We start from the raw sequence: 20,768 nt of genomic DNA, 5'->3' as shown, positions 1-20,768 counted from the left end.
CGCTCCAGGACGTCGGCAGCAACCGCAACGTGATCCACACACCGCTAACGAGCAGCAACGCCACACGTCACAACAAGTGCGGCTGCAGTACTAGCCGGCCGTACCGTACTAGCGCTCGCGGATGTAGTAGTCACCCAAGACGCCGTCGAACCGTCCGCCGGCTCGACAGCACCTGCGGAAACCGCCGCCCGGAGCCACAAGGGCAGGGGTCGGCTCCGCCGAGCTTCTCCATCAGTTCTTTGTCGAGGCCGACGCTGCGGTCGCCCCGCTTTACCTGCGTCTCGCTAGAGGGAACCCCCGGCGGCGCTTGGCGGTTCGCTCAAAAGGAGAGCTCGGTGTCTTCGTAACGGTTCATCGTGACCACCTCCTGATCAGGAGTCCCTGTCGGACCCGCGGCGACCTTAGCCGTCGCAGGTCGGCGGGTGCCACCGAATTCCGGCGGACGATGCTCACCGCCCTTCCGCCGAATCGCTCGCGCCAGCTGACTCCCGTCGGATCAGGGCACCGAGGTACCCGATCGGGGCGGTGAGCGCGGAGGTGTAGGCGGCACCGGCGCAGATCTCCACGACGTCGCCGCGGCCGATCGAGCTGACCAGGCACAGCTGCTCGGCCACGAAGCGGCCCCAGGCTCGCCGGTAGTTCACCGACTGCTGCGTGAACGAGAAGGAATAGGGCGCGAGGAGGTCGTCGGGGTCGAGCAGCCCCCAGCGGCCGCTGACCACGAACCACGGCACACCGCTCGCCTCGGCCCGGGCCCGCCGCTGTACGAACTGCGGGCTGACATACAGGTCGCGGGCCACGGCGGGCTGGCTCAACTGCGCCTTTCCACCTCCGACGAGGATGACGGACGCTGCGGTCGAGGAGGCAGGCGAGGACTCGGCGACCGGCGTCGCGGATCCATCACCGGGGCGCATTGGCATGGCAGATAGGTACACGATTGCGGCGCGGTACGCCAACCGGGGAGGCGTGCGGGTGAAATGTCATCGACCTTGCGGCAACCAGCGGGTGTTTCTCCCTAGTCGCTTGCCACTGCGGGATTTCCCGCCGAAGACGCCCTTCAGCCCGCACGTCTGCGCCGAGGACTGCCCGTTTCGGGACCGCGAAGGCGTGAACCGATTTACAGATCAGGCCGTGACGCCTGATGAGCATCGGGGCGGGCACAGCCATCCCGCCGACTGCCGGATGCCAGAACGGGGGTGTGACCACGCCGGCGGGCACCCGCGTGAACAGACACGGGGCCGGCCGGGAGAGGATCATCATGGAGTTCCATCTGCTGGGTCCGGTCGAAGCGTGGGCCGACGGCCGCGAGACCGCCCTGCGATCGACGAAGGCGCGCTGCGTCCTGGCTGTCCTGCTGCGGACACCCGGTGCGCTGGTGCCGACTGACACCTTGGTCGACCGGGTGTGGGGGGACAGACTGCCTGGTTCGTCAGTGCGCTACAAGTACATCGGCTGGCTTCGGTCGGCGCTTGCTCCACACGGAGTCGAGCTCATCTCACGCAACGGGGGCTATGTCCTCGATGTGGACCCCGCGCACGTAGACCTCCATCGATTCCGCAGAGCTTTGAGATCCGCCTCCGGGGCGCTGCGGGAGTGCACCTTCGAGGAGGCGATCCGTTTGATCGAGCAGGGTTTGGCGGAGTGGCGCGGCCCGGCTGTGGCGGGCCTGCCCGGGAGCTGGTTCGAGCTCTTCCGGGGCCAGTTGGAGCGCGAGCGGCGGGACGCCCGGGTCTTCCTGGCGCGCTGCCTGCTCGACCTCGACCGCCCCGCCGCGGCGGTGGCGCGGCTGACCGAATGGGAAGGCGACTATCCCCACGACGACGAGATCGTCGGGCTACGGGTGTTGGCGCTGTACCGATGCGGACAGCACGGCGAGGCGGCGGCCTGCTACAAGCGGGCCGAGGCGAGGATGCGCGACTCGCTGGGGACAGTGCCCAGCGCGGGTCTGCAAGCGCTGCGCCTGCGCGTACAAGCCCGTGATACCGCGTTGGACACCGAGCGCCTCCTCGACCGAGCCGCTCTTCCCGGGTGACGCGGGATTTCCGAGTGGTGGCCCGGTGTCCCGGCGTCCCGGCGCGTTTCCCACCAACGGCGTCGCTTCCGGAATATCCCTAACGAATTCCACCCCGGCTTCCAGTCCCGCTTCGCGCCGCCCTTCCGCCGCGGTGCCGCAGCCTGAAGGTGTGGGCAGACGCTCTCTGCCGACCCGAATCCCTCATCCGGAAGGAGGAGAAACCATGAAGAAGGTGACTGTGCGCAAGGTCGGCCCCGTTCGGCTGACCAGCGTTGCCGCGACGATGTACGGCGACCCGACGTCCTGCCCGATCGTCATCGCCTGATTCGCCGCCTGATCCAGGTGGGCGGGCACCCGTGAGGAGCAGCAGTGCGCTCGCGGGTGCTCGCCACGCCGGCCTTCCGTCCGTGCTTGTCCGTCGGCGCACGCCCAGAAAGGACCTCGCCAGCATGAGCAGCCCGACCCGAATCCGCCTGCACCGCCTCACTTTCGTCGACGAGGGCGACGAGGTGCTGGTCGGGCGGCCGGACACCGAGTCGTACGCGGTGCTGCCGGCGGACGGTGCCCAACTGCTGCAGCGACTTCAGGTGTCCACTGTCCCGGAGGCCGTCGCGTGGTACGAGGCGGAGTACAGCGAGACCCCGGACGTCGAAGGCTTCCTCGATGATCTGCGCACGCTCGGGTTCCTGCGCGCAGACGACGAGGCTGAGCCGTCCGAGCCGGCAGACACGCCGGTGAAGTTGCAGCGCCTCGCGAAAATGGTCTTCTCCCGGCCCGCGTGGCTGGTCTACGCCGCGCTGTTGGCGAGCGCCGTCGGCTATCTGGTGGCCGATCCGCAGCTGCGCCCCGCGCCGGGGCGGATCTTCTTCACCGATTCCCTGATCGTCGTGCCGCTGGTCCTGGCCGTCATCGAACTCCCGTTGATCTGGCTCCACGAGATGGCTCACGTCCTCGCCGGCCGCCGACTCGGGATCGCCAGCCGCATCGGCATCGGCCACCGCCTCTACTTCGTCGTGTTCCAGACCACGCTGACCGGGATCTACAGCGTGCCCCGCCGCAAGCGTCTGCTCGCCTTCGTCGCCGGGATGGCCTGCGATCTCGTGGTCTTCTCCGCCCTCATCCTGCTGGCCGAGGCCGACGCCGCCGCGCACGGCACGCTCACCCTCCTCGGCCGGATCGCCGTGGCGAGCGCCTATTTCTCGGGCGTCCGCTTCCTGTGGCAGTTCCTGTTCTTCCTGGAGACCGACGTCCAGCACGTGCTGGCGACCGCACTGAGATGCACGGATCTACGAGGTCTGACCCAGATCTATCTTCGATCCCTGATGCGTCGCAACGTGCCCAAACCGGTGGGGACGCCGCGGGAACTGGCGGTCCTACGTTGGTTCGGCCCGCTCAGCGCCTTGTTCGTCACGATCCTGGCCGCCGGCGGAGCCTTCTCGTTCTATCGGCTCGCCACTGAATACTCCTCGCGCCTGTCGCACGGTCTGGGCCACGGCCCGGACTCCGCCCGGTTCTGGGACTCGACCGCCTCGTTCCTGTTCGTCACCGGCCAACTCGCACTCGTCCTCACCCTGACGCTCCGGGACCGCAGGCGCGCGGCACGGCAGTCGACCGGGCGCGGAACCACTTCATCTGTACCCGCCGCGGCGCCGGTGCTCGAACCGGCCCCCGAGCAGAAGGGCCTGACCCCGTGACCACGAGCACCCATCCACGATCCACCGCCGAACCGATCCGGCACGTCTGGGTCGTCGGCGAACGCCGCGCGGCCCGCGCCGCCGCGGCGAGCGCGCTCGCGCCGCGCGATCTCGCAGTGAACTGTCACCGTCGGCTTCGCGGACCCTTCACCGGTCTCGGCGAAGTGCTCCGCAGGCTCGTCCCCGACGCGTACAGCGTCGCGCCGGCGCTCGTCGAGAGCCACCGGGTCGCGATCCTCTGCGCGGCCCCGGAGTTGGAGCCGCTGATCGGATCCGCACCGCCGACGCTCACGGAGAACGCCGGCCCCGAGGAGCGCACCCGGTGGTACTCGCCGCTCCGGACCCGGAGATTCAGCCACCACCTGATCGAGTTCCTCACGGCGTACGCGGCTCTGCGAGACGACGGCGCACTCTTCCTCGAGTTCGACACCGTGGAGGAAGCGGATCACACCGACGCCGAGTTCCTCGCGATCGCCCTGCGCAGGCTCGATCCGGGCCGGGTCCGGCTGGTGGTGGGCACCGACGCGGATTCCACCTTGATCCCGGAGCTGGTCACAGCGCTCGATGCGTACGCCGTCCGTGTCGAGGGGTCCGGCACGGACGACTCCGACGGGCGGGAGTCGGTGGTCCAGGCCCGAGCCCAGGACCAGGCCCGAGCCCAGGCCCGAGCCCGTGCCTTCGTCGACTCCGACTGCGTCAGCGACGTACCCGGCGAGCTCGAGGCCTATCAGGACCTTGAACCAGCGACCCGCGCCCGGCTCCACGACGAGCGCGCCGAGGAGCTGGAACGGCAGGACGAATTCTCCCTGCGCCTCGGTGCGATCCCCTACCACCGTCTGCGCGGGGCGGACCCGGTGCGGACGGCCTGGCCCGCCCTCGTCCGGGCCGAGATGCACTGCATGGACATCGGCTACTACCACGCGGTCCTCGAATACATCGAGGAGATGGCCGGGCTGCTCGCCACCGCGCCCCCCGACCACGACCTCGGCGGCGACCACCACGTCGCGACGCGACGCGGACAGATCCTCAGCCTGCTCGGCCGACCGGAAGACGCCCTCGCCGCCTATGTCAGGGCCCTCAGCCAAACGACCGGCGCCCGTCAGACGATGGCGCTGCACTACAACATCGGCATGCTCCACACCCGCTTCGACCGCCCTGAGCGCAAGGACCACACGCTCGCCAAGGCGCACCTGAACACGTCGATCGCGATGGCCTCCCAGATCGCCGATCCGGGCCTGCGCGCGTTCTACACGGTGTTCATGAGCAACGGGCTCGCCCTCGCCGAGCTGCACCTCGCCCAACTGGCCTCGGCCCTGGAACTCGTCGACGGCGGACTGGCCCACCTGGACCGCGAGCTCCAGGGCCACCTGCACGCGCTGCACCGCTCCGTACTCCGGCACAACAGAGCGCAACTGCTCATGGCGCTCGGCCGCCAGGACGAGGCGCTCGATGACTTCGACGAACTCGTCCGGCTCGACCCCCACTACCCGGAGTACTACTTCGACCGGGGGAACGCGCGGTACCAGGTCGGCGACGTCGCGGGGGCGCTCGCCGACTACGAGCACACGATGACCCTCTCGCCGCCGTTCCCGGAGCTGTTCCACAACCGCGGCGACCTGCGGGCTGCTGGGGGCGACATCGACGGAGCCATCGCAGACTTCTCCTATGTCCTGGAACTCGAACCCGACTGGCTGGAGTCCCGGATAGCCCTGAGCTCCCTGCTCCTCGAGATCGGGGCGGCCGATGCCGCAGCCGAAGTCGTCGCGGCCGGACTCGCCCTGCATCCCGAGAACCCGCGCCTGCTGTGCCTGCTCGGCGAAACGGCGATCGCCACCGGCGACACCGCCGCCGCGCATAACGCGCTCGAACGCGCCCTGGCCGCCGACCCGGCCCTGCATCAGGCACTCGCCATCAGGGCCACGCTGTACTTCGACGAACAGCGCTTCGACGCTGCGGTCGCCGACCTCGATCGCGCCCTCGAGATCGTCGGAGACGACCCAGACCTCCTCTACAACCGCGGCTATGTCAACGAGGCCGCGGGACAGCCGGCTGACGCGGTACGGGACTACACCCGGGCCCTCGAACTGCCGGGCGCCGATCGCGACGAGATCCTGCTGCGCCGCGAGCTCTGCCTGAGCGAGGCCTCGTGAACGGCGAACGAGGCCTCAGGGTCGTCCTGCTCAACATGCCCTGGATGCCCATCGACGTGCCATCACTAGCTCTCGGCATCCTCAAGCGAGCGGTGACCGAGAACATCCCGGGCAGCGAGGTCGAGGTGGTGCACGCGAACCTCGACTTCGTGGACTGGATCACCGAGCGCTACGAGTTCACCAACCACGACTACCACTACTTCGCAGCGCTGACGTACTTCAAGGGGCTCGGCGACTGGGTCTTCTCCTCAGCCCTCTACGACGACGTCGACTGGCACACCGCCGAATTCGACGAGCAGTTCGCCGACACGATGACCGACGAGGAGTACGCGCTGAACCGCGACCTGCACAGGCTGGTCCCGGAGTTCGTGCGCGAGTTGGCCGCACGCGTCGCGGCGCTGAACCCCGACGTCGTGGGACTGACCTCCACCTATCAGCAGACCGTCGCCGGCCTGGCGCTGGCCAAGGAGGTCAAGCGGCTCGCGCCCGGCGTCGTCACCGTCTTCGGAGGCGCCAACTGCGACGGGCCCCAAGGCGAGGCACTGCACCGCAACTTCCCCTGGGTCGACTACGTGATCCGCGGCGAGGGTGAGATCACGTTCCCGCAACTGCTCCGCCTGATCCAGAGCGGCGGCACCGGCTTCGAGAACGTGCCCGGACTGTGCCACCGACGGTCGCACGACGGATCGACGGCGGCCAACCCCATGTCCAGCCGTCCACTGCCGCCCTCCGCCATCGTTGCGCCCGACTACGACGGCTACTTCGAGCGGCTCGAGGAGTCCCGGGCCGCCGACTGGGTCGAGCCCCGGCTCGTGGTCGAGGGCGCGCGCGGCTGCTGGTGGGGCGAGAAGCACCACTGCACGTTCTGCGGCCTCAACGGCTCGTCGATGGAGTTCCGGAGCAAGAGCCCGATGCGGTTCCGCGAGGAGATCGACGGCCTGGTCCGGCGGCACCAGATCCTCGACATGTTCGTCGTCGACAACATCCTGGACATGGGCTACATCTCCTCGTTGCTCCCGGGGATCATCGAGGACGGCCACGACCTGCGGATGCAGTACGAGATCAAGTCGAATCTGCGCCGGTCCCAGCTGGCGGTGCTCGCCCGCGCCGGCCTGGTCCACGTCCAGCCCGGCATCGAAAGCCTGGACAGCAGGGTCCTGCGAATCATGGACAAAGGCGTGACAGGCTGCCAGAACGTCCGCATGCTGCGCGACGGAGCGAGCTGCGGACTGTCGGTGTCGTGGAACTACCTCTACGGATTCCCCGGCGAGACCGACGCCGACTACGAATCAGTCCTCGAACAACTGCCGGCCCTGCACCACCTGGAACCGGCCGGCGGCACGGCCCGCATCGTGATCGAGCGCTTCAGCCCCTACTTCAACCGCCCGGAACTCGGCTTCGACGCCCTACGGCCCGGCCGCCAGTACTCGCTCATCCACGACCTGCCCGAAGCAGAACTGTTCGACCTGGCCTACCTCTTCGAGTCCACGCCCCAGGGCATCGCCCAGCCGATGGCCGACCGCCTGGACGAAGCGATCGCCACCTGGCAGGCCGAGTTCCGACACAGCCGACTGACCCGGTGCGACCTCGGTGACGAGATCCTGCTGACCAGCCAGCGCAGCGCCTTCCCATGGCAGCACCTACGGCTGGTCCGGCCGCTCGACGTGGCCGCGTTCCGGCTGCTCGATCAGCCGCACACCCCCACAGCACTGACCCGCAAGCTGACCGAGGTCGGCGTTCCCGAAGCGAATCAGGGTACGGTCTCGCATCTGCTCCGGGAGTGGATCGGACTCGGCCTCCTGTTCCACGACGACGGCCACTACGTCCACGTCGTCCCGGACGCGACCAACGACGAACTACTCCGGATCGACGCCCGCCGCCTGCTGGGCAACGAGGCACTGGTCGAGGAACTCGTGGGGGCCGCATCATGACCGGCAACGACCAGACTCTGACACTGTGGCGCCACCCCGACCCGGCCACGGCGGCGATACCAGGCGTCCAGATGGGCACGACCACCCCCGGCCACCCGACATCCCGCTTCGCCCACGACCTCTACAACCAGGGCGTCCGCCGCGTCACCCTCGACCAGGTCGTCGACGCGTCCGGGAACGCCTCCCGGGCCGCGGCGCTCGTCGCCGACCTCGCCCTGGTCCGCGACCTGACAGCCCGCGGCATCATCATCGAGTGGCGAATCCGCCTCAACCCCACCGCCTCCGAATGGCGCCTTCTCAACCATCTGTTTCCCCCGACCGCCATCCTCGGCCCCGAAGACGCGCCGGAGATCAGCCGAAAGTGGACCGACTCCTTCTACCTCTGCAAGTGCGTCCACCGCCACGGACCGGGCTTCGTCCAGGTCCGCGACCGCCGAACCGGCGAACTGCACCGCCTGACCCTCGACGAGCCGGAGTACTTGGCGGCCATGGAGCAGCTGCTCGACCGAGTCGACGAGACCGCCGTCCCGGAGACGGTCCTGGAAGACTTCTCAGCCGAGAACCTGGTGTGGAGATCCGGCCGCTTTGCTGTCTGGCTGCCGTATCACGTCCAGCGCTGGCCTTGGCCTTCGATGCTCGTCTGAGACGGTGCATGTGTGTCTGCCTGGCGAGGACCGCGGCAGCCTCAGGGCATGGGTAGACGAAGATGCTGGCTCGGGTTGATATCTGTACGGCCGATCAGGTCGGTGCGTGCAAGTGGGGGAGGTCGGCCTGCTCGCTGGTCGCACTGTGGCCAAAGCTTCGAACGTACCGGACGGCAGAACCCGGGAGGATTGTCTGAAAATGATGATCCCGCACCTGGTCGCCTTTACGGAAGGTGGTGAGCAGGCGGTGGTCGGCACGCCGGAGACGTCATGGGAATGGCGAGAGCGATTGCCTAACCTGTCCAACCTGCTCGGAGGCTACTATCACCAAGATGTAGGCTTTGAATGCCCTGGCCTCAACAGGGACTCCCTGGATGAGGCCGTTCTCGCGGACTACTTCGCCACGAATCCGCACGACGAAGCAGCTGCTACCGCATTCGAGATCAACGAACTACTTGCCATGGGCACCGCCGAAGGTTTTCTTGAAATGGCAGCCTCAACACTCGGTGTCGGGGCGATCCCGCCTTCCGGGTTGTCGCATGAACAGTGGCTGTCTGCGATCGCCCGAGAAGTACGGCAGCGGCTGGACGCAGTGGATCACCAGCCTTCGCCGCCTCCGAACCCCGCATATCCGGCGCACGACAAACGTGCCTGGGAGCGCTGATCCACGCTGGAGAGTCCCGCACCAGCAGACGTGACTGCCGGCTCGGATCGCAGCACCCTTCGGTCGCGTTTGGAGTTCTGATCACTGCGCGGTTGCCAACATGGCGTAGCTGGTCAGGGTGCAGTACGGAGGTACTGATACTGAAAACCACGCGCTGCGACTCACCCGCGATCGATCGTCACACTTACTCTCTGTATCGAAACGGACGCTTACCGTAGAGAGTAGGCGTGATGGCTGACACTGTTACTCCCGATGTTGCTACCGGCGGGATCGATCGTCGTCGGGGCGTCGGGTTCTTGGCGGACGGTGACGAAGACGCTTGCCACGGTTGCTCTGGCGCTGGTCGACGACCCCGTCGACGACCACTCCCGACTGGCCTACACCGAGATCCTGGCCGATGAGACCCGCCAGACCGCCGTCGCATTCTGGACCCGCGCCCAGGCCTTCTTCGCCGACGCCGGCATCACCGTCACTCGCGTCCTCACCGACAACGGCTCCTGCTACCGCTCCCACCTGTGGCGCAACACCCTCGCCCAGGCCGGGATCACCCACAAACGCACCCGGCCCTACCGACCCCAAACCAACGGCAAAGTCGAACGCTACAACCGCACCATGCTGGAGGAATGGGCCTACGCCCAGCCCTACCGCAGCGAAACCGAGCGACGCCAAGCCTTCCCCGGATGGCTCCACACCTACAATCACCACCGCGGACACACCGCGCTGAAAGGCTCACCACCAGCCAGCCGCGTTCCCAACCTCACCGGGCAGTACACCTAGCCGATGTACGGCTGGTTCCGCGTCATTGTGGTGCCTCCCGAGACTTCACGCGGGGCGGCACACCCGCGCTTCCGCGATAAAACGGGGTCCACAACGGGGTTGGGATGAGGCCCGGTGTTCGAACATGCCGCGCGCAAAAACGACCCCAACCTCCAACCATCTTGCCAAAAACCAACCCCGACCTGCGGCTTCGCAGATCGGGGGCACTATGTGGAGCTGATTGCGGTACTTGAACACTCCTGAGCTGCTGGCATGACCTGGTGCACCGCGCTACGCGCCTCGATCTCGGCGACGGGGCCGCGACTTGGCGAGGATGTTCGCTGTCGCCTCGGCACGGTGAAAATCTGGCGACTCTATGCAGCCAAGGCCGAATGCGGCCGATACTTGGCCGTGCCGCTGATGAGCGTGCCATGCCGACGGCGACTGTGGGCGTGCAGGGCGCGCGGGACCAAATGGAGGACTGATTGTGAACGCGGATGAAGGCTGGCCGGGGCCTGACGTCACCGCGCTGCGCCTACCGCCGGCTGACGTCGTCGAGCACGTGATCGAGTTGAGCGAGGGCCTTAAGGGGGAACTGATCGACTTCGCACAGCACCCGCGGTTCTCCAAGCAGTTCAGCGCTGCGCTCCGCCAGGCCGCCGGCCCTGAGCGGTTCCTCGACGAGTCCACCGCGATCATGGCGATTGACGCATTCGTCTTGCAGAAGAAGCTGCACGATGGCACCACCGTCGTACAGCGGTTCGTCGACCAGCGCCGCCCGGCTCTCAGCGCGGAGGAGAAAGCGGCACTTCTGCGTTGGCAGGAGGTCGTCGAAGGCTGCTTCGAGGTGCGCGAACGTCTCCGAGACGGGGTGCTGTTGCACAATCTGCTCGACGATCTGCTGTATCCGACATGGGCGACGGCGGGCGCCGAGGTATTGGAGCGGATGACGCCCGGGTCGTTCGTTGTCGCCCGCGTGGTCCCGGCGCACGCCGATTTCGACGTGTGGCTGTTCTCCGGTACCCAGGCCGTGTTCGAACCCGAGGACGGCCCGGCGATCGCCCGCACAGCCATGCAGGCCGGAGTTACCCGTCCTGAGGCGATGCGCCGCAATACCGAGCTCATGACGATGGCTTGGCGAATGCAGGCCGAGGAACGCGCGGCGTTCCTTCAGGTCGCCGGCAACGACATGGTCGTCGGCACACCGCAGGAGATGCGCGAGGTGCTGCTGGACTTCCGCCGACTGCGGCAGCGCCAAATCGAACAGACGTCCTCCCCGAAGGGCGCCCCCGACAGCGACACCGGAGTCGACCCGGAGGACCTGGTGGCGTTCTCCGAAGAGATCCTTGACGCGGCCAGCGTCGCCGTTGTCTACGACGAGGTCGAAGGAATCCACTACTTCGCCGATTTCGCCGCAGTCCTGGAGCCGTTCGCCGTCCCTGCCGAACAACTGACCCCGGCGCTACTGTCCCGACTGCGCGACTACCTCAACGACGAGACGGTGCCGCCTTTTCTTTTCCGCCGCCTTGCCGCGCAACACCCCGACAGCGTCGACCACGTGTTCGCCACGCTCTTGGGGAAGAAGGGCTTCCGCTGGGACCGCGACGGCGAGGCCCTGCTGACCCGCAAGAAGCCGGCGTTCGCCGATCACGAGCCGACCCCCAGCATCACCGTGACCGGGAAGCGCCTGGCCGAGCTGCTCAGGACCGAACGCTGACCCGATAACAACATGCCTGCGACGTGGGTCACTCGAACGCGCTGCGAGGATCGGCAACGATATCGAGAAGAGTCTGAATGTCGCTGGTGGCAGGGAACTCGTCGCGGAGATGCCAGCGAGTATTCCGGTCGGGCCAGTACAGACGCCAAACCGAGCCGCTCCGGCGCAGCTGGGCGAAAGGCCGAGCAGTCCATTCACCCACACCATCCCACGGTGCGCGGCGCTCGATGAGCGTGATCGATGCCCCACGCATGGTGAAGCCGACCGCAACCTGGTCACGAACATGGGCAGGGACTCGTTGCTCGCACCACGCCGCGACAAGCTCCTGGTCAGGCTGCGAGATCGTCATAGCTTCAATCTATGCGGTGCCGTGGAGACAGCTGCGACTGACACCGTTTGGGGAACCGGCGACGTGCCCTTCGCCAACCCGCCGGAACGAAGGATCGGTGGGTTGAGACGTCGTACGTACGGTCGACCCGTTAGCAAATTGGCTCGTTTCGGAGATCTCCGGAACGAGCCAATTTGTACTGCTTGTGGAGCTTAGGGGCCTGGTAGTCGAATCCTGAAACTATGCCTGCGAGCTGGCGCGGGACGGTTGCATGCTTTCAACTTCCGAAACCGCACCACGCATGCACCGGTGGTGTCGAGACGCGTTGTGACCGGTTGAGACCGGGAGCGTCGCTGCACTAGGTGCTCGGACCAGCCGCGGGCCAAGCGAGCCTGGCCCGGAGCGGGGGCAGCTTCGACAGCCTTGATCGGTACCTCGCGCGGCAGTGGATCAACGTCCCCAGGCACGTTTGTCGTGTGCCGGATATGCGGGGTTCGGAGGTGCCGGAGGCTGGTAATCTACGCCTTGCAGTCGCCCCCGTAGATCTCGGGTGATCGAAGACAGCCATTCTCCATGTGACAACCCGCGCGACGGGCGCACCTGGCGGCCGAGCATTGAGGTCGCCATTTCAAGAAAATCTTCGTCGGAGCCCATCGCGAGCAGCTCGTCGATCTCGGACACGGCAGCGGCTACTTCGTAGGGCCAATTTGTGGTGAAGTAGTCGGCGAGAATAACTTCACTGGTCGCATTGTTGCCGTATACGTAGCCGATGTCCTGGTGATAGTAGCTGCCAAGCAGGTTGCCCAGATTGGGAAAGCGTTCCCGCCACTCCCACCGGGTCTCCGGCTTCTGAACCGCGGCCTGTTCACCGCCTTCCGTGAAGGCAACCAGGTGCGGGATCATCGCCGTCAGGCAATCCTCACGGGTCCTGCCATCCGGAACGATCATGCGCGACATCGAGTCCATGTCCGCGGTGACCTCCGGGTCGTCCAGGCCACGCTTGAGCGTGTCGAGGATCTCGGCAGTGGCCCTGAAGGCCCGGCCCGGATAGAAGGTGGCCATCCGCAGGTACGAACGCATTGCCTTCGAGGGCGAGTCCGGCGTATCGGTGAACCGTTCTTGGAGCGGCACGGATGAATAAGCTTCGAGGAGGAGCCTCAGCTCCGGCAACCTCTCGGCCCACGGGGCGTCGTCATCGAAAATGTCAGGCTGTGTCATCGTCAAGACCTCAGGCTATTGCTGGCGCGTATTAAGGGAGCCACGTGGCTGCGTCAATCCCAGTAGGAAAGCTAGTTAGGATATAATACCCATTTGGCGCGGCCGGATCGGCTCTAATGACTACTCTGGCGCCCAGCACCGGCTTGGACGGGAGCTTATTCTCCCAATCTTCTCTGGTGAGCTGGCGGCCGGTCACCTCGCCGAGAGTGTCCATTTCGAAATCCCGTGTGCTGCCAGGTTTTGCCTTGCTCAGCCAATTGGTGATTTGCGCATTATTCTGATCGATCACCATTTGGCTGAACCTCCGTTCGTCTTCGTAGGTCTCGTATGTCGACACCTCGTCCGGCGGATTTTCATCGTTTCTGGTGTCATAGAGCCGATCGCCAAGCTCCTCATTGCTTTCCCCAACATGCTTATCATATGCGTGGCCGCCGTATTGTTGATCTCCGCCCGGGTCGGCATCGCGGAGCTTCGCCGGCTTCGCTCCGCCCCGTTTGCCCCGGGGCCAGGCGTTGTAGTCGCCGTTGGCCATCGCGGCCATCCAGTCGTACAAGCCCTTGCCGGCCAGAGCGCCGCCAGCGGTGATGAGCCCGGCCGACACGGCGGCCGCCGGAATACCGAGGACGGCACCGACCCCCGTCGCGTCGAGCACCACGCCGCCGACCTCGCCGCCGACACCCGCGACCATCAACATCAGCCCGGCGAGCGTCTGGGCGATGCCGAGAAGCGAGTTCGGGCTGAACAGCGCCTTGAGGACGTCTTCGAGTTCGTACGCCATGCCTTCGGCGAAGTGTCCGACGTCCGAAAGGACTTCGCCGGCAGTCGACAGGACACTGCTGGCGACGTGTTGCCACCAGTGCTTGTTGTGGATGCCGTCGGACTGTGCGTGGTGCAACGCCTTGGCGCAGTTCTTGGCTGCGTCGATGCGGTCGTCGTAAGCCTGTTTCGCCTGCGCGGTGAGCGCGGCCATGTGGGCCTGGGCGTTCTTCAGGCTGGCCTGCGCACTGTCGTGCGCGGTCTGGGCATCGGCAAGAGCCTGCTGGTCGGGGTTGACGGCATGGCTCTGCTGGGCCGACTTCAAGTCGGACGCGGCGCTGTTCGCAGAGGTGGTGGCACGTTGGAGATCGACCGCGGCGTCTTTGGCCTGGTGCAACGCCGAGTCCGCCTTGGTCTGCGCAGCCTGCAGCTTCGGCGCGTACGAGGACAGGGCGTCGGAGGCCTCGCTATAGGAGATGTACAACTTCTGTAGACGCCCCGGCAGCGGACCGAACTGATCCTTGAACGCCTCAGCGGTCTGGCCCACCCACTGCAACGCTGTCGCATCCGAGCCGAAGGAATTCAGACTCCGATAAGCCGACTCCACATCGTGCGCGAAGTCCCCGAACTCCTTGGCCAGAGCCTCAACCGACTCCACGACGCCCGGCGTGGGATCCCCATCCAAACTCAGAATGTCCCAGCCAGATGGACGCGCCATCAGTCCAACCCCCCCCGGATGATTCTGCTCAGCCCACGCATGAAGCTCCCCCGCACAGTGAGAAAGAGCATACAAGGGGCCTGCGATACTAGTAACCCGCGAGTACCGATCAGTTGCTCAGGGTTCTCGGCGCCACCGATCCTGTGCACATGAACTCGCCGCCAGCGAGGTGCTTCATGCTGTCAGAAGCCGGAGTCGGCAGAGGACGGGGGCCCCATGGCACAAGCATCTGCGGACCGGTCGGGGTACAGGCTCACAGTTCGCGACAATTGCTCCCGTGACGACTGGCGACGTGCTCTCACTCAAGCTCGGCTTGCGGGTCGGGACCGGACCGCAGGTTGTTGACCTTGAGGATCCCACCGGCAGGGGAACGCCACGTCGCGATCGTCGTCACCACGTACCTCGCGGCGCTTCTTGCCGAGCGAGGTTCCAGCCTTGTGGAAGCAGGACTGCCTGCTGTCCGAAACTGGCTTAGGTCGGCTCTGTTTCGCCGAGTCCAGCCCCTACGCTGGCAGTACGTGGACCGACGGCGGCACGACCGAGCTTCTCCCGGTTTTCCGGCCGGTTCCGGTGGCTCACGCCACGATGGCGTGAGCGGTGTGTGCTTGTCCGAACTCTACGGGGCTCAGCATACCGATCGCGGAGTGTCGGCGGTGTGGGTAGCACCAGGCATCGATGTACTCGAAGATCGCCTTGGCGAGTTCCTGGCGGGTGTCCCGGGTTTGGCGGTCCAGCAGTTCCAGCTGCAGGGCGGCAAGGAAGGACTCGACCATCGAGTTGTCGAAGCAGTCCCGATCGTGCCTATCGAGCCGGGCAGCCCTGCGGTGCGCAGCCGCTGGCCCAATACCTAGGAGGTGTATTGGCTGCCGTGGTCGGAGTGGGCCACGGTCTGCCCGGCCGCAGGCCCGCGGTGCCAGCGGGCCGTGTCCAGGGCGTCGCAGACCAGCTCGATGCGTAGGTAGTCGGCGATGAACCAGACCACGACCCGCCGGCTGATGGCGTCCAGCACGACCGCACGGTACATCCAGTCCTGGTCGGTGCGGTGCTGGGTGATGTCCATAGGCCACAGCCGGGCCGTCGGTGGTGAACGCCCGGTTCACCAGGTCCGGATGCGGATCGGCATACGGGTCGGCGCGAGTGCGGCCACGTGCGTGGCGCTGATAGATCCCGGCCAGGCCGTCGGCGCGCATCAGCCGGGGCCACACGGTTGCGTCCGATGCGTATGCCGGCCCCGAGCAGCAGCTCGGCGTGTATCGGTGCAGCGCAGGTGCCGCGGGAGATCCGGTTGATCTCGGTAATCGATGCGGTCAGCTGGGCGTTCTCCAGCTGACGCGTCCGCCGCCGCAACGCCGCCAACTCTCCTTCGCCGCCCTCGACAGGCCCTGTTTTTACACCGTCGACGACCTTGGCCTGGTCCATCCAGCGTCGCAGACACGAGTACGAGATCCCCAGATCCTCGCCAGCTGACCGATCGGCGTCTTTCCGGCACGGACCAACTCTACGGCCCGACGACGGAACTCCGGAGGATGAGGCTCCAGCATCACAGACTCCTTCCGGCGACCAGTGTCGCCTCCCTTAAGGAGCCCGGGAAAGAAGGGCAAGTTTAGCGGCCCGTGTCAGAGGCCCGTCCGGACTCCCTATGGGCGTGAAACGCCACCACCAATTCACCGCGGACGGCGACGAATCAGAATCCAAAACGGGATGGGATGAGAATCGGCGTTCGAGCCCGGCCTGCGCCAGAACGGTCTCAACCTGGGGTTGGGGCCGTTACCTGTCTGTTCGAACGTCGCTCGCGAAGCTCTTTATGGAGTTCGGGTGACTCCAACCATCTCGCCAAAAAACGGCCCCCGACCTGCGGTTTCGCAGATCGGGGGCGTGTCGTGGAGCTTAGGGGCCTGGCATCGCAGTAGCTATACGTCAGCCCTGACCTGCAGTGGAGCAATGGAGCCACCCCAAGCATTGCGAAATTCACCACCTATGCACCAGGGGCGCTGAGACAGAACGCGACAGGTTGAGGCTGGCGCCCCAACGCGACGCGATTGGGCTTGACCTGTCGAGGCTTGCACCTCACACGCTTTCGAGTCTTGTCGAGGTCCGTTGCGGCGGCTGCGGAGGCCTGTCTACACCGCGAGATTCTCGTCGCGCGAGGCGCTATTCGACCTCTGCGAGCAGAGTCGCAAATGCAACTGAGACTGCAACTGGGCGGCTCGTAGCGGTGCTCGTTGGTTGGCCCCTGCAGAGGGCGGACGTTCTCGATCGATCCGGGCAGCCGGGGCACCACCCTTGCCCCGGCGTGCCGCCCGGCTACGAGCTGAGTGGTTCGTCGCCCGCGATCGCCGCGGCGATCATCGTCGCGGCCGCAGTGCCGGCGATCCGCATCGGCGCGACCGCGTGCGATGTCCAGCCTCTATAGGCTGACAAGAGGACCAGCCGGCCACCCGCACCGTCGGCGACGAAAGTCGCGGCGTACCGACCATCGGGCGTGTACACCATAGTGCCGTCGCGCCGGCCGACGGGCGACGCGCGTCGTCTGGTTGCTCACATCCTGATCCACTGTCCAGCCTCGCTGATCGAGGACAGCGTGAGCCTCTATCCGCAAGACAAGTCCTCCTCGTCGAATCGCTGCCGCGCCCGGTGCCAAGGCTCCTGGAGAGACTTTGACGGATCTGGTAGCCGTCCGTACTCCGGACAGGGTACTGATGTACTTGAAACTCAAACGGTGCTCGACCGGAGGCGCTTTGATGCTGGAGACTGCCGCGATTTCCTTGGGCAAGGTTGTCGGTCAACGCGCTGGCAAAGCATGGATGACAGCTCGCGCAGCGGAAGATCACCGGGCTAAGGACCTTGTAGAGCTGATCCAGCTTACTTTTGTTGATCAGATCCACGCACGCCGAGTACAGAGGCAGCTAGAGGAGATCGCGGATCAGGTCGCCGAACGAATGATAACGCTGTGTGCCGTAGAATATGGCGATATGTCCGATGGCGACAAAGCTGCCGCTTTAGCCGAAGTGAAGGAAACGCTTGCAGAGGCGGATTTGTCAGACGCAGTTTTGCTTGGCGCTGACGCGGATCCTAGAAAGCTTGCAGAAGAGCTGCGACGAAGTGCGCCTCAGCGGGGAAGTGATCGCCAGCTTGGTGAGGCGGGCGCGCACGTTTATGAGGTCGTTCTTACTGATTGCTGTGATTGCTTGATCCGGATCGTTCGAGAACTGCCAGAATTTACGCCGCGGGTGGCCGCCGAGACGCTTGGTCGACTAACTGATATCTCAACACAGGTCAGCGCAATGTTGACTCGGCTGCCCATTAGGACGCTTGATGCGCCCCAAGGGTTGGCGGGGGATGGGGATTTTGAACGGCGATATCTTAGCGCGATAAGTCACGCCCTTGATACGCTCGAGTTATTTGGGGTAAGAATTGAAAAGTATCGGCCTCGAACATCGCTGAGCGTAGCGTATATTAGCCTGACGGTTTCCGCGGCCGGCGATAGCATGCGAGCGATCAAGCGTGCCTCGGGTATTTCGTCGGGTAGTCTTGATGATTGGCGCGGAGATGCCCATGAGCCGACGCAGGCGACGGTTCGCGTTGAAACGGCGCTCGGCCGGTCGAAGCTCATATTGGTTCGTGGAGAAGCCGGATCAGGGAAAAGTACGTTGCTTCGCTGGCTGGCAATTTCGTCAGCACGGGGTACGTTTGCTGGGGAGTTGTCGAGCTGGAACGGCTATACGCCATTTTTGATCAAGTTGCGTAGCTACGCTGATCAACGGTTGCCACGTCCCGAGGAGCTGCTCGATGGTCTTACTGGAATCGACCTAAGCGTCATGCCGACCGCTTGGACCCATAGACGCCTTTTGTCTGGACGGGCACTTCTACTCGTCGATGGTGTTGATGAGCTTAAAGCGGCACAGCGCAAGGCGGTCAGGACATGGCTTAGTGGGATCATCCAGGCCTATCCTGAGCTAAGAGTCGTTGTCACATCACGGCCGGCTGCGGCAGACGCGAAATGGCTTGATGCGGAAGGATTTGCCTCGGTCTTCTTGGAGCGGATGAGCCCTGCAGATGTGAAGTCGCTCATACGCCATTGGCACGACGCGGCGCGTCACGCCGGTGGCTTGCCGTGTGATCCTGACAGGCTGCCGGGTTTTGAAGCAAGCCTGCTGGCGCGATTGGAGACCGGGCCTCATCTTCGAGCTTTAGCTACGAGTCCCCTGTTGGCGGCGATGCTGTGTGCTCTTAACCTGGACCGCGACAAGCAACTTCCTCGTGACCGCATGGGCCTTTATGAGGCAGCTATCGAGTTGTTGCTTGAGCGTCGCGATGCTGAGCGCGAAATACCAAGCAACCTCGAATCTGCGCTAGAGCGTCCGCAGAAGGCTCAAATCCTTCAAGACCTGGCTTGGCGGCTTTCCGAGTTTGGACGTAGCGAGTTGCCAAAGCAAATGGCGTTGAATCGGATTGCGGAAAAGCTGACTACCATGCCGCATCTGCAAGAATCTCCTGAGGCTGTGCTAGAGCATCTCCTTCAGCGGAGCGGAATCCTGCGAGAGCCGGTAGCAGGACGCATTGACTTTATCCATCGGACAGTTCAGGAGTACCTCGCTGCTAAGCAGATCGCTGATGACGCCGACATAGAGTTATTAATTTCCCGTGCGCATCAAGACCAGTGGCGGGAAACGGTCATTATGACCGCTGGCCATGCTAATCGCCCACTTCGCGAGCAACTTATGACGGGGCTGCTTGAAAGGATCGATGCTGAGCCAAAGCGAGCTAGGCAACTGAAGATTTTGGCAGCTTCATGTCTTGAAACATTGCACTCGATCCCGGTGTCGCTGCGGGAGAAAATTGAGCTCCAACTTGAATCGCTCTTGCCGCCTAGCAGTCTGACTATTGCCAGATCGCTCGCAGCTATCGGTGAACCCGTTCTCATGAAGTTGCCAGTTTCTCTTGACGGCCTGACTACGCCGGTCGCTCAGGCAACTGTGCGGACCGCTTACCTCGTGAACGGCCAGTCGGCCCTCGAGAAGCTTGCTGGATTCGGTGCGGACGAACGACGGGACGTTCAACACGAGCTCAATGAAGGATGGAGCTACTTCGATCCTGAGCTGTATGCCCAGAAGGTTCTGGCTGACACGCCGTGGGTGAGACAAGTGGATATCCCCGTCGCCCGGCTCCTGCCTGCTCTAAAATACCTCAAACACCTTCGATCGTTGCGTATTGTGCGTCGTGTTGATGACCTCAATTTCCTTGACTCGGTCGCTCGAGACCTTGAGGAGCTCAGTCTAGCTGGCATATGGAGTATGCCGCATCCTAGCCTCGACTTAAGGCCGCTAATTAGGTTTTCGTCAACCCTTAGTCATCTGGGGGTATACGGGACGGTTGTCGAAGACCCGAACGTAGTTGCGCAGTTCAAACGCTTGCAAAGTCTAGTATTCGATATGCGTAGTCACTCATCCATCGGCTTTATTCGCGACCTGGTCGAGTTGTATCGTCTCGATTTGCGCGGGTTGCAGAAGGTGTCTTCTTTTGTGCCGCTGGAGGCGCTAAGTCTGAGAACGCTTCGTCTCCGCGATTGTTTGCCGCAGGCGGACCTTTCGGCACTTCCACTTGCGCCCTCTCTGCGATCCCTCGATTTGCACTTGGCGGGAATGGCTTACGACCTTTCGGAGATCGTTGATCGTATACCGAATATTAGCGCTCTCGAGTTGTACGGCCTTGGTGATTTGGTCAGCGTTGAGGCTCTAGAGCCTCTTAGATTGAAGCTGCTTACGCTGGGCGGATGCCCTCGACTTAGGAATATTGAGGCACTGGATACGCAAAAAGATCTCGAGTATCTAACGCTCACGAATAACGCCGTAGCGGATATTGCGGCACTCGGGTCGCTCGCCAAGCTTAAGGGCTTGCAACTAATGTCCTGTCGCGGCCTTCAGGACCTCACGCCGCTGGAGAATTTGGCGAACCTTCAGGAGCTTACTTTATATGACGTTGGGCCGAATATTGACCTGGCGCCGTTGGCTCGGAATCGCAATTTGAGAATTAGGGTGGGGCGGGGCCAGAGGGTGCAAGGAGGAGAACTATTTGGGCAGCGCCTTACTGCGTCGTAGCCGGCGATTCGAGTGAGCCGGTGGTTCCGTTCGGCGAGTGCCGTGGGTGAAGTAGGCCAGTACATCGCCATCATGTTCGA

Annotated in this window: 15 protein-coding genes and 1 pseudogene; 9 read left to right on the top strand and 7 right to left on the bottom strand. The window is 64.5% G+C overall.

Annotation, left to right across the window (positions count from 1 at the left end; all coding sequences use genetic code 11):
- Positions 1-130: 130 nt before the first annotated feature.
- The gene (locus tag ABH926_RS25335) at positions 131-232 is read right to left on the bottom strand and encodes an SEC-C metal-binding domain-containing protein (RefSeq protein WP_370368230.1); all 102 of its coding nucleotides are present in this window, start codon (positions 230-232) and stop codon (positions 131-133) included.
- Between the two features lie 217 nt (positions 233-449).
- Positions 450-914, bottom strand: coding sequence for a DUF6884 domain-containing protein (locus tag ABH926_RS25330; RefSeq protein WP_370368242.1), 465 nt, complete (start codon positions 912-914; stop codon positions 450-452).
- 344 nt (positions 915-1,258) lie between these two features.
- Between ABH926_RS25330 and ABH926_RS25325 the strand changes: the two genes are divergently transcribed.
- From ABH926_RS25325 to ABH926_RS25290, 8 genes and pseudogenes are all read left to right on the top strand, one after another.
- Positions 1,259-2,032: a BTAD domain-containing putative transcriptional regulator gene (locus tag ABH926_RS25325; RefSeq protein WP_370368229.1), complete on the top strand. Its 774-nt coding sequence runs from the start codon at positions 1,259-1,261 to the stop codon at positions 2,030-2,032.
- Positions 2,033-2,463: 431 nt separating this feature from the next.
- Positions 2,464-3,708: a hypothetical protein gene (locus ABH926_RS25320; RefSeq protein WP_370368228.1), complete on the top strand. Its 1,245-nt coding sequence runs from the start codon at positions 2,464-2,466 to the stop codon at positions 3,706-3,708.
- A complete protein-coding gene (locus ABH926_RS25315; RefSeq protein ID WP_370368227.1) occupies positions 3,705-5,858 on the top strand; it encodes a tetratricopeptide repeat protein in 2,154 nt (717 codons plus the stop codon). The genes ABH926_RS25320 and ABH926_RS25315 overlap by 4 nt, the downstream gene beginning before the upstream one ends.
- Entirely contained in the window at positions 5,855-7,789 is a 1,935-nt protein-coding gene (locus ABH926_RS25310) for a RiPP maturation radical SAM C-methyltransferase (RefSeq protein ID WP_370368226.1), read from the top strand. The genes ABH926_RS25315 and ABH926_RS25310 overlap by 4 nt, the downstream gene beginning before the upstream one ends.
- Positions 7,786-8,433: a DUF5825 family protein gene (locus tag ABH926_RS25305; protein ID WP_370368225.1), complete on the top strand. Its 648-nt coding sequence runs from the start codon at positions 7,786-7,788 to the stop codon at positions 8,431-8,433. The genes ABH926_RS25310 and ABH926_RS25305 overlap by 4 nt, the downstream gene beginning before the upstream one ends.
- 199 nt (positions 8,434-8,632) lie before the next feature.
- The gene (locus ABH926_RS25300) at positions 8,633-9,097 is read left to right on the top strand and encodes a contact-dependent growth inhibition system immunity protein (RefSeq protein ID WP_370368224.1); all 465 of its coding nucleotides are present in this window, start codon (positions 8,633-8,635) and stop codon (positions 9,095-9,097) included.
- 354 nt (positions 9,098-9,451) lie between these two features.
- Positions 9,452-9,874: pseudogene (locus ABH926_RS25295) on the top strand (integrase core domain-containing protein); the annotation flags it as partial.
- Between the two features lie 466 nt (positions 9,875-10,340).
- On the top strand, positions 10,341-11,570 hold the full coding sequence (locus ABH926_RS25290; RefSeq protein WP_370368222.1) for a hypothetical protein: 1,230 nt from the start codon (positions 10,341-10,343) through the stop codon (positions 11,568-11,570).
- A 28-nt stretch (positions 11,571-11,598) separates the two neighbouring features.
- Here the strand turns inward: ABH926_RS25290 and ABH926_RS25285 are convergent, their stop codons facing one another.
- The 5 genes from ABH926_RS25285 to ABH926_RS25265 form a co-directional block, all read right to left on the bottom strand.
- Positions 11,599-11,919, bottom strand: coding sequence for a DUF3024 domain-containing protein (locus ABH926_RS25285; protein WP_370368221.1), 321 nt, complete (start codon positions 11,917-11,919; stop codon positions 11,599-11,601).
- Positions 11,920-12,348: 429 nt separating this feature from the next.
- Complete coding sequence (locus tag ABH926_RS25280; RefSeq protein ID WP_370346600.1) at positions 12,349-13,116, bottom strand: contact-dependent growth inhibition system immunity protein; 768 nt, start codon at positions 13,114-13,116, stop codon at positions 12,349-12,351.
- Between the two features lie 31 nt (positions 13,117-13,147).
- The gene (locus ABH926_RS25275; RefSeq protein WP_370368220.1) at positions 13,148-14,590 is read right to left on the bottom strand and encodes an RNase A-like domain-containing protein; all 1,443 of its coding nucleotides are present in this window, start codon (positions 14,588-14,590) and stop codon (positions 13,148-13,150) included.
- A 575-nt stretch (positions 14,591-15,165) separates the two neighbouring features.
- Positions 15,166-15,363: an IS3 family transposase gene (locus tag ABH926_RS25270; protein WP_212237756.1), complete on the bottom strand. Its 198-nt coding sequence runs from the start codon at positions 15,361-15,363 to the stop codon at positions 15,166-15,168.
- A gap of 74 nt (positions 15,364-15,437) precedes the next feature.
- The gene (locus tag ABH926_RS25265; RefSeq protein WP_370368219.1) at positions 15,438-15,650 is read right to left on the bottom strand and encodes a DDE-type integrase/transposase/recombinase; all 213 of its coding nucleotides are present in this window, start codon (positions 15,648-15,650) and stop codon (positions 15,438-15,440) included.
- 1,681 nt (positions 15,651-17,331) lie between these two features.
- Here ABH926_RS25265 and ABH926_RS25260 point away from each other — a divergent pair.
- The gene (locus ABH926_RS25260) at positions 17,332-20,688 is read left to right on the top strand and encodes an NACHT domain-containing NTPase (RefSeq protein ID WP_370368218.1); all 3,357 of its coding nucleotides are present in this window, start codon (positions 17,332-17,334) and stop codon (positions 20,686-20,688) included.
- Positions 20,689-20,768: the final 80 nt, after the last annotated feature.

The sequence above is a fragment of the Catenulispora sp. GP43 genome (assembly GCF_041260665.1).
In the GTDB taxonomy this organism is placed as follows: Bacteria; Actinomycetota; Actinomycetes; order Streptomycetales; family Catenulisporaceae; genus Catenulispora.
Note: the sequence above shows the minus strand (reverse complement) of the source record. Positions and strands in the feature narration are given on the sequence as shown.

What these genes read in the sequence shown, in the direction of transcription:
- ABH926_RS25335 (WP_370368230.1), bottom strand. Translation starts at nt 232, where the DNA reads ATGGAGAAGCTCGGCGGAGCCGACCCCTGCCCTTGTGGCTCCGGGCGG.
- ABH926_RS25330 (WP_370368242.1), bottom strand. Translation starts at nt 914, where the DNA reads ATGCGCCCCGGTGATGGATCCGCGACGCCGGTCGCCGAGTCCTCGCCT.
- ABH926_RS25325 (WP_370368229.1), top strand. Translation starts at nt 1,259, where the DNA reads ATGGAGTTCCATCTGCTGGGTCCGGTCGAAGCGTGGGCCGACGGCCGC.
- ABH926_RS25320 (WP_370368228.1), top strand. Translation starts at nt 2,464, where the DNA reads ATGAGCAGCCCGACCCGAATCCGCCTGCACCGCCTCACTTTCGTCGAC.
- ABH926_RS25305 (WP_370368225.1), top strand. Translation starts at nt 7,786, where the DNA reads ATGACCGGCAACGACCAGACTCTGACACTGTGGCGCCACCCCGACCCG.
- ABH926_RS25300 (WP_370368224.1), top strand. Translation starts at nt 8,633, where the DNA reads ATGATGATCCCGCACCTGGTCGCCTTTACGGAAGGTGGTGAGCAGGCG.
- ABH926_RS25285 (WP_370368221.1), bottom strand. Translation starts at nt 11,919, where the DNA reads ATGACGATCTCGCAGCCTGACCAGGAGCTTGTCGCGGCGTGGTGCGAG.
- ABH926_RS25280 (WP_370346600.1), bottom strand. Translation starts at nt 13,116, where the DNA reads ATGACACAGCCTGACATTTTCGATGACGACGCCCCGTGGGCCGAGAGG.
- ABH926_RS25275 (WP_370368220.1), bottom strand. Translation starts at nt 14,590, where the DNA reads ATGGCGCGTCCATCTGGCTGGGACATTCTGAGTTTGGATGGGGATCCC.
- ABH926_RS25270 (WP_212237756.1), bottom strand. Translation starts at nt 15,363, where the DNA reads ATGGTCGAGTCCTTCCTTGCCGCCCTGCAGCTGGAACTGCTGGACCGC.
- ABH926_RS25265 (WP_370368219.1), bottom strand. Translation starts at nt 15,650, where the DNA reads ATGGACATCACCCAGCACCGCACCGACCAGGACTGGATGTACCGTGCG.
- ABH926_RS25260 (WP_370368218.1), top strand. Translation starts at nt 17,332, where the DNA reads ATGCTGGAGACTGCCGCGATTTCCTTGGGCAAGGTTGTCGGTCAACGC.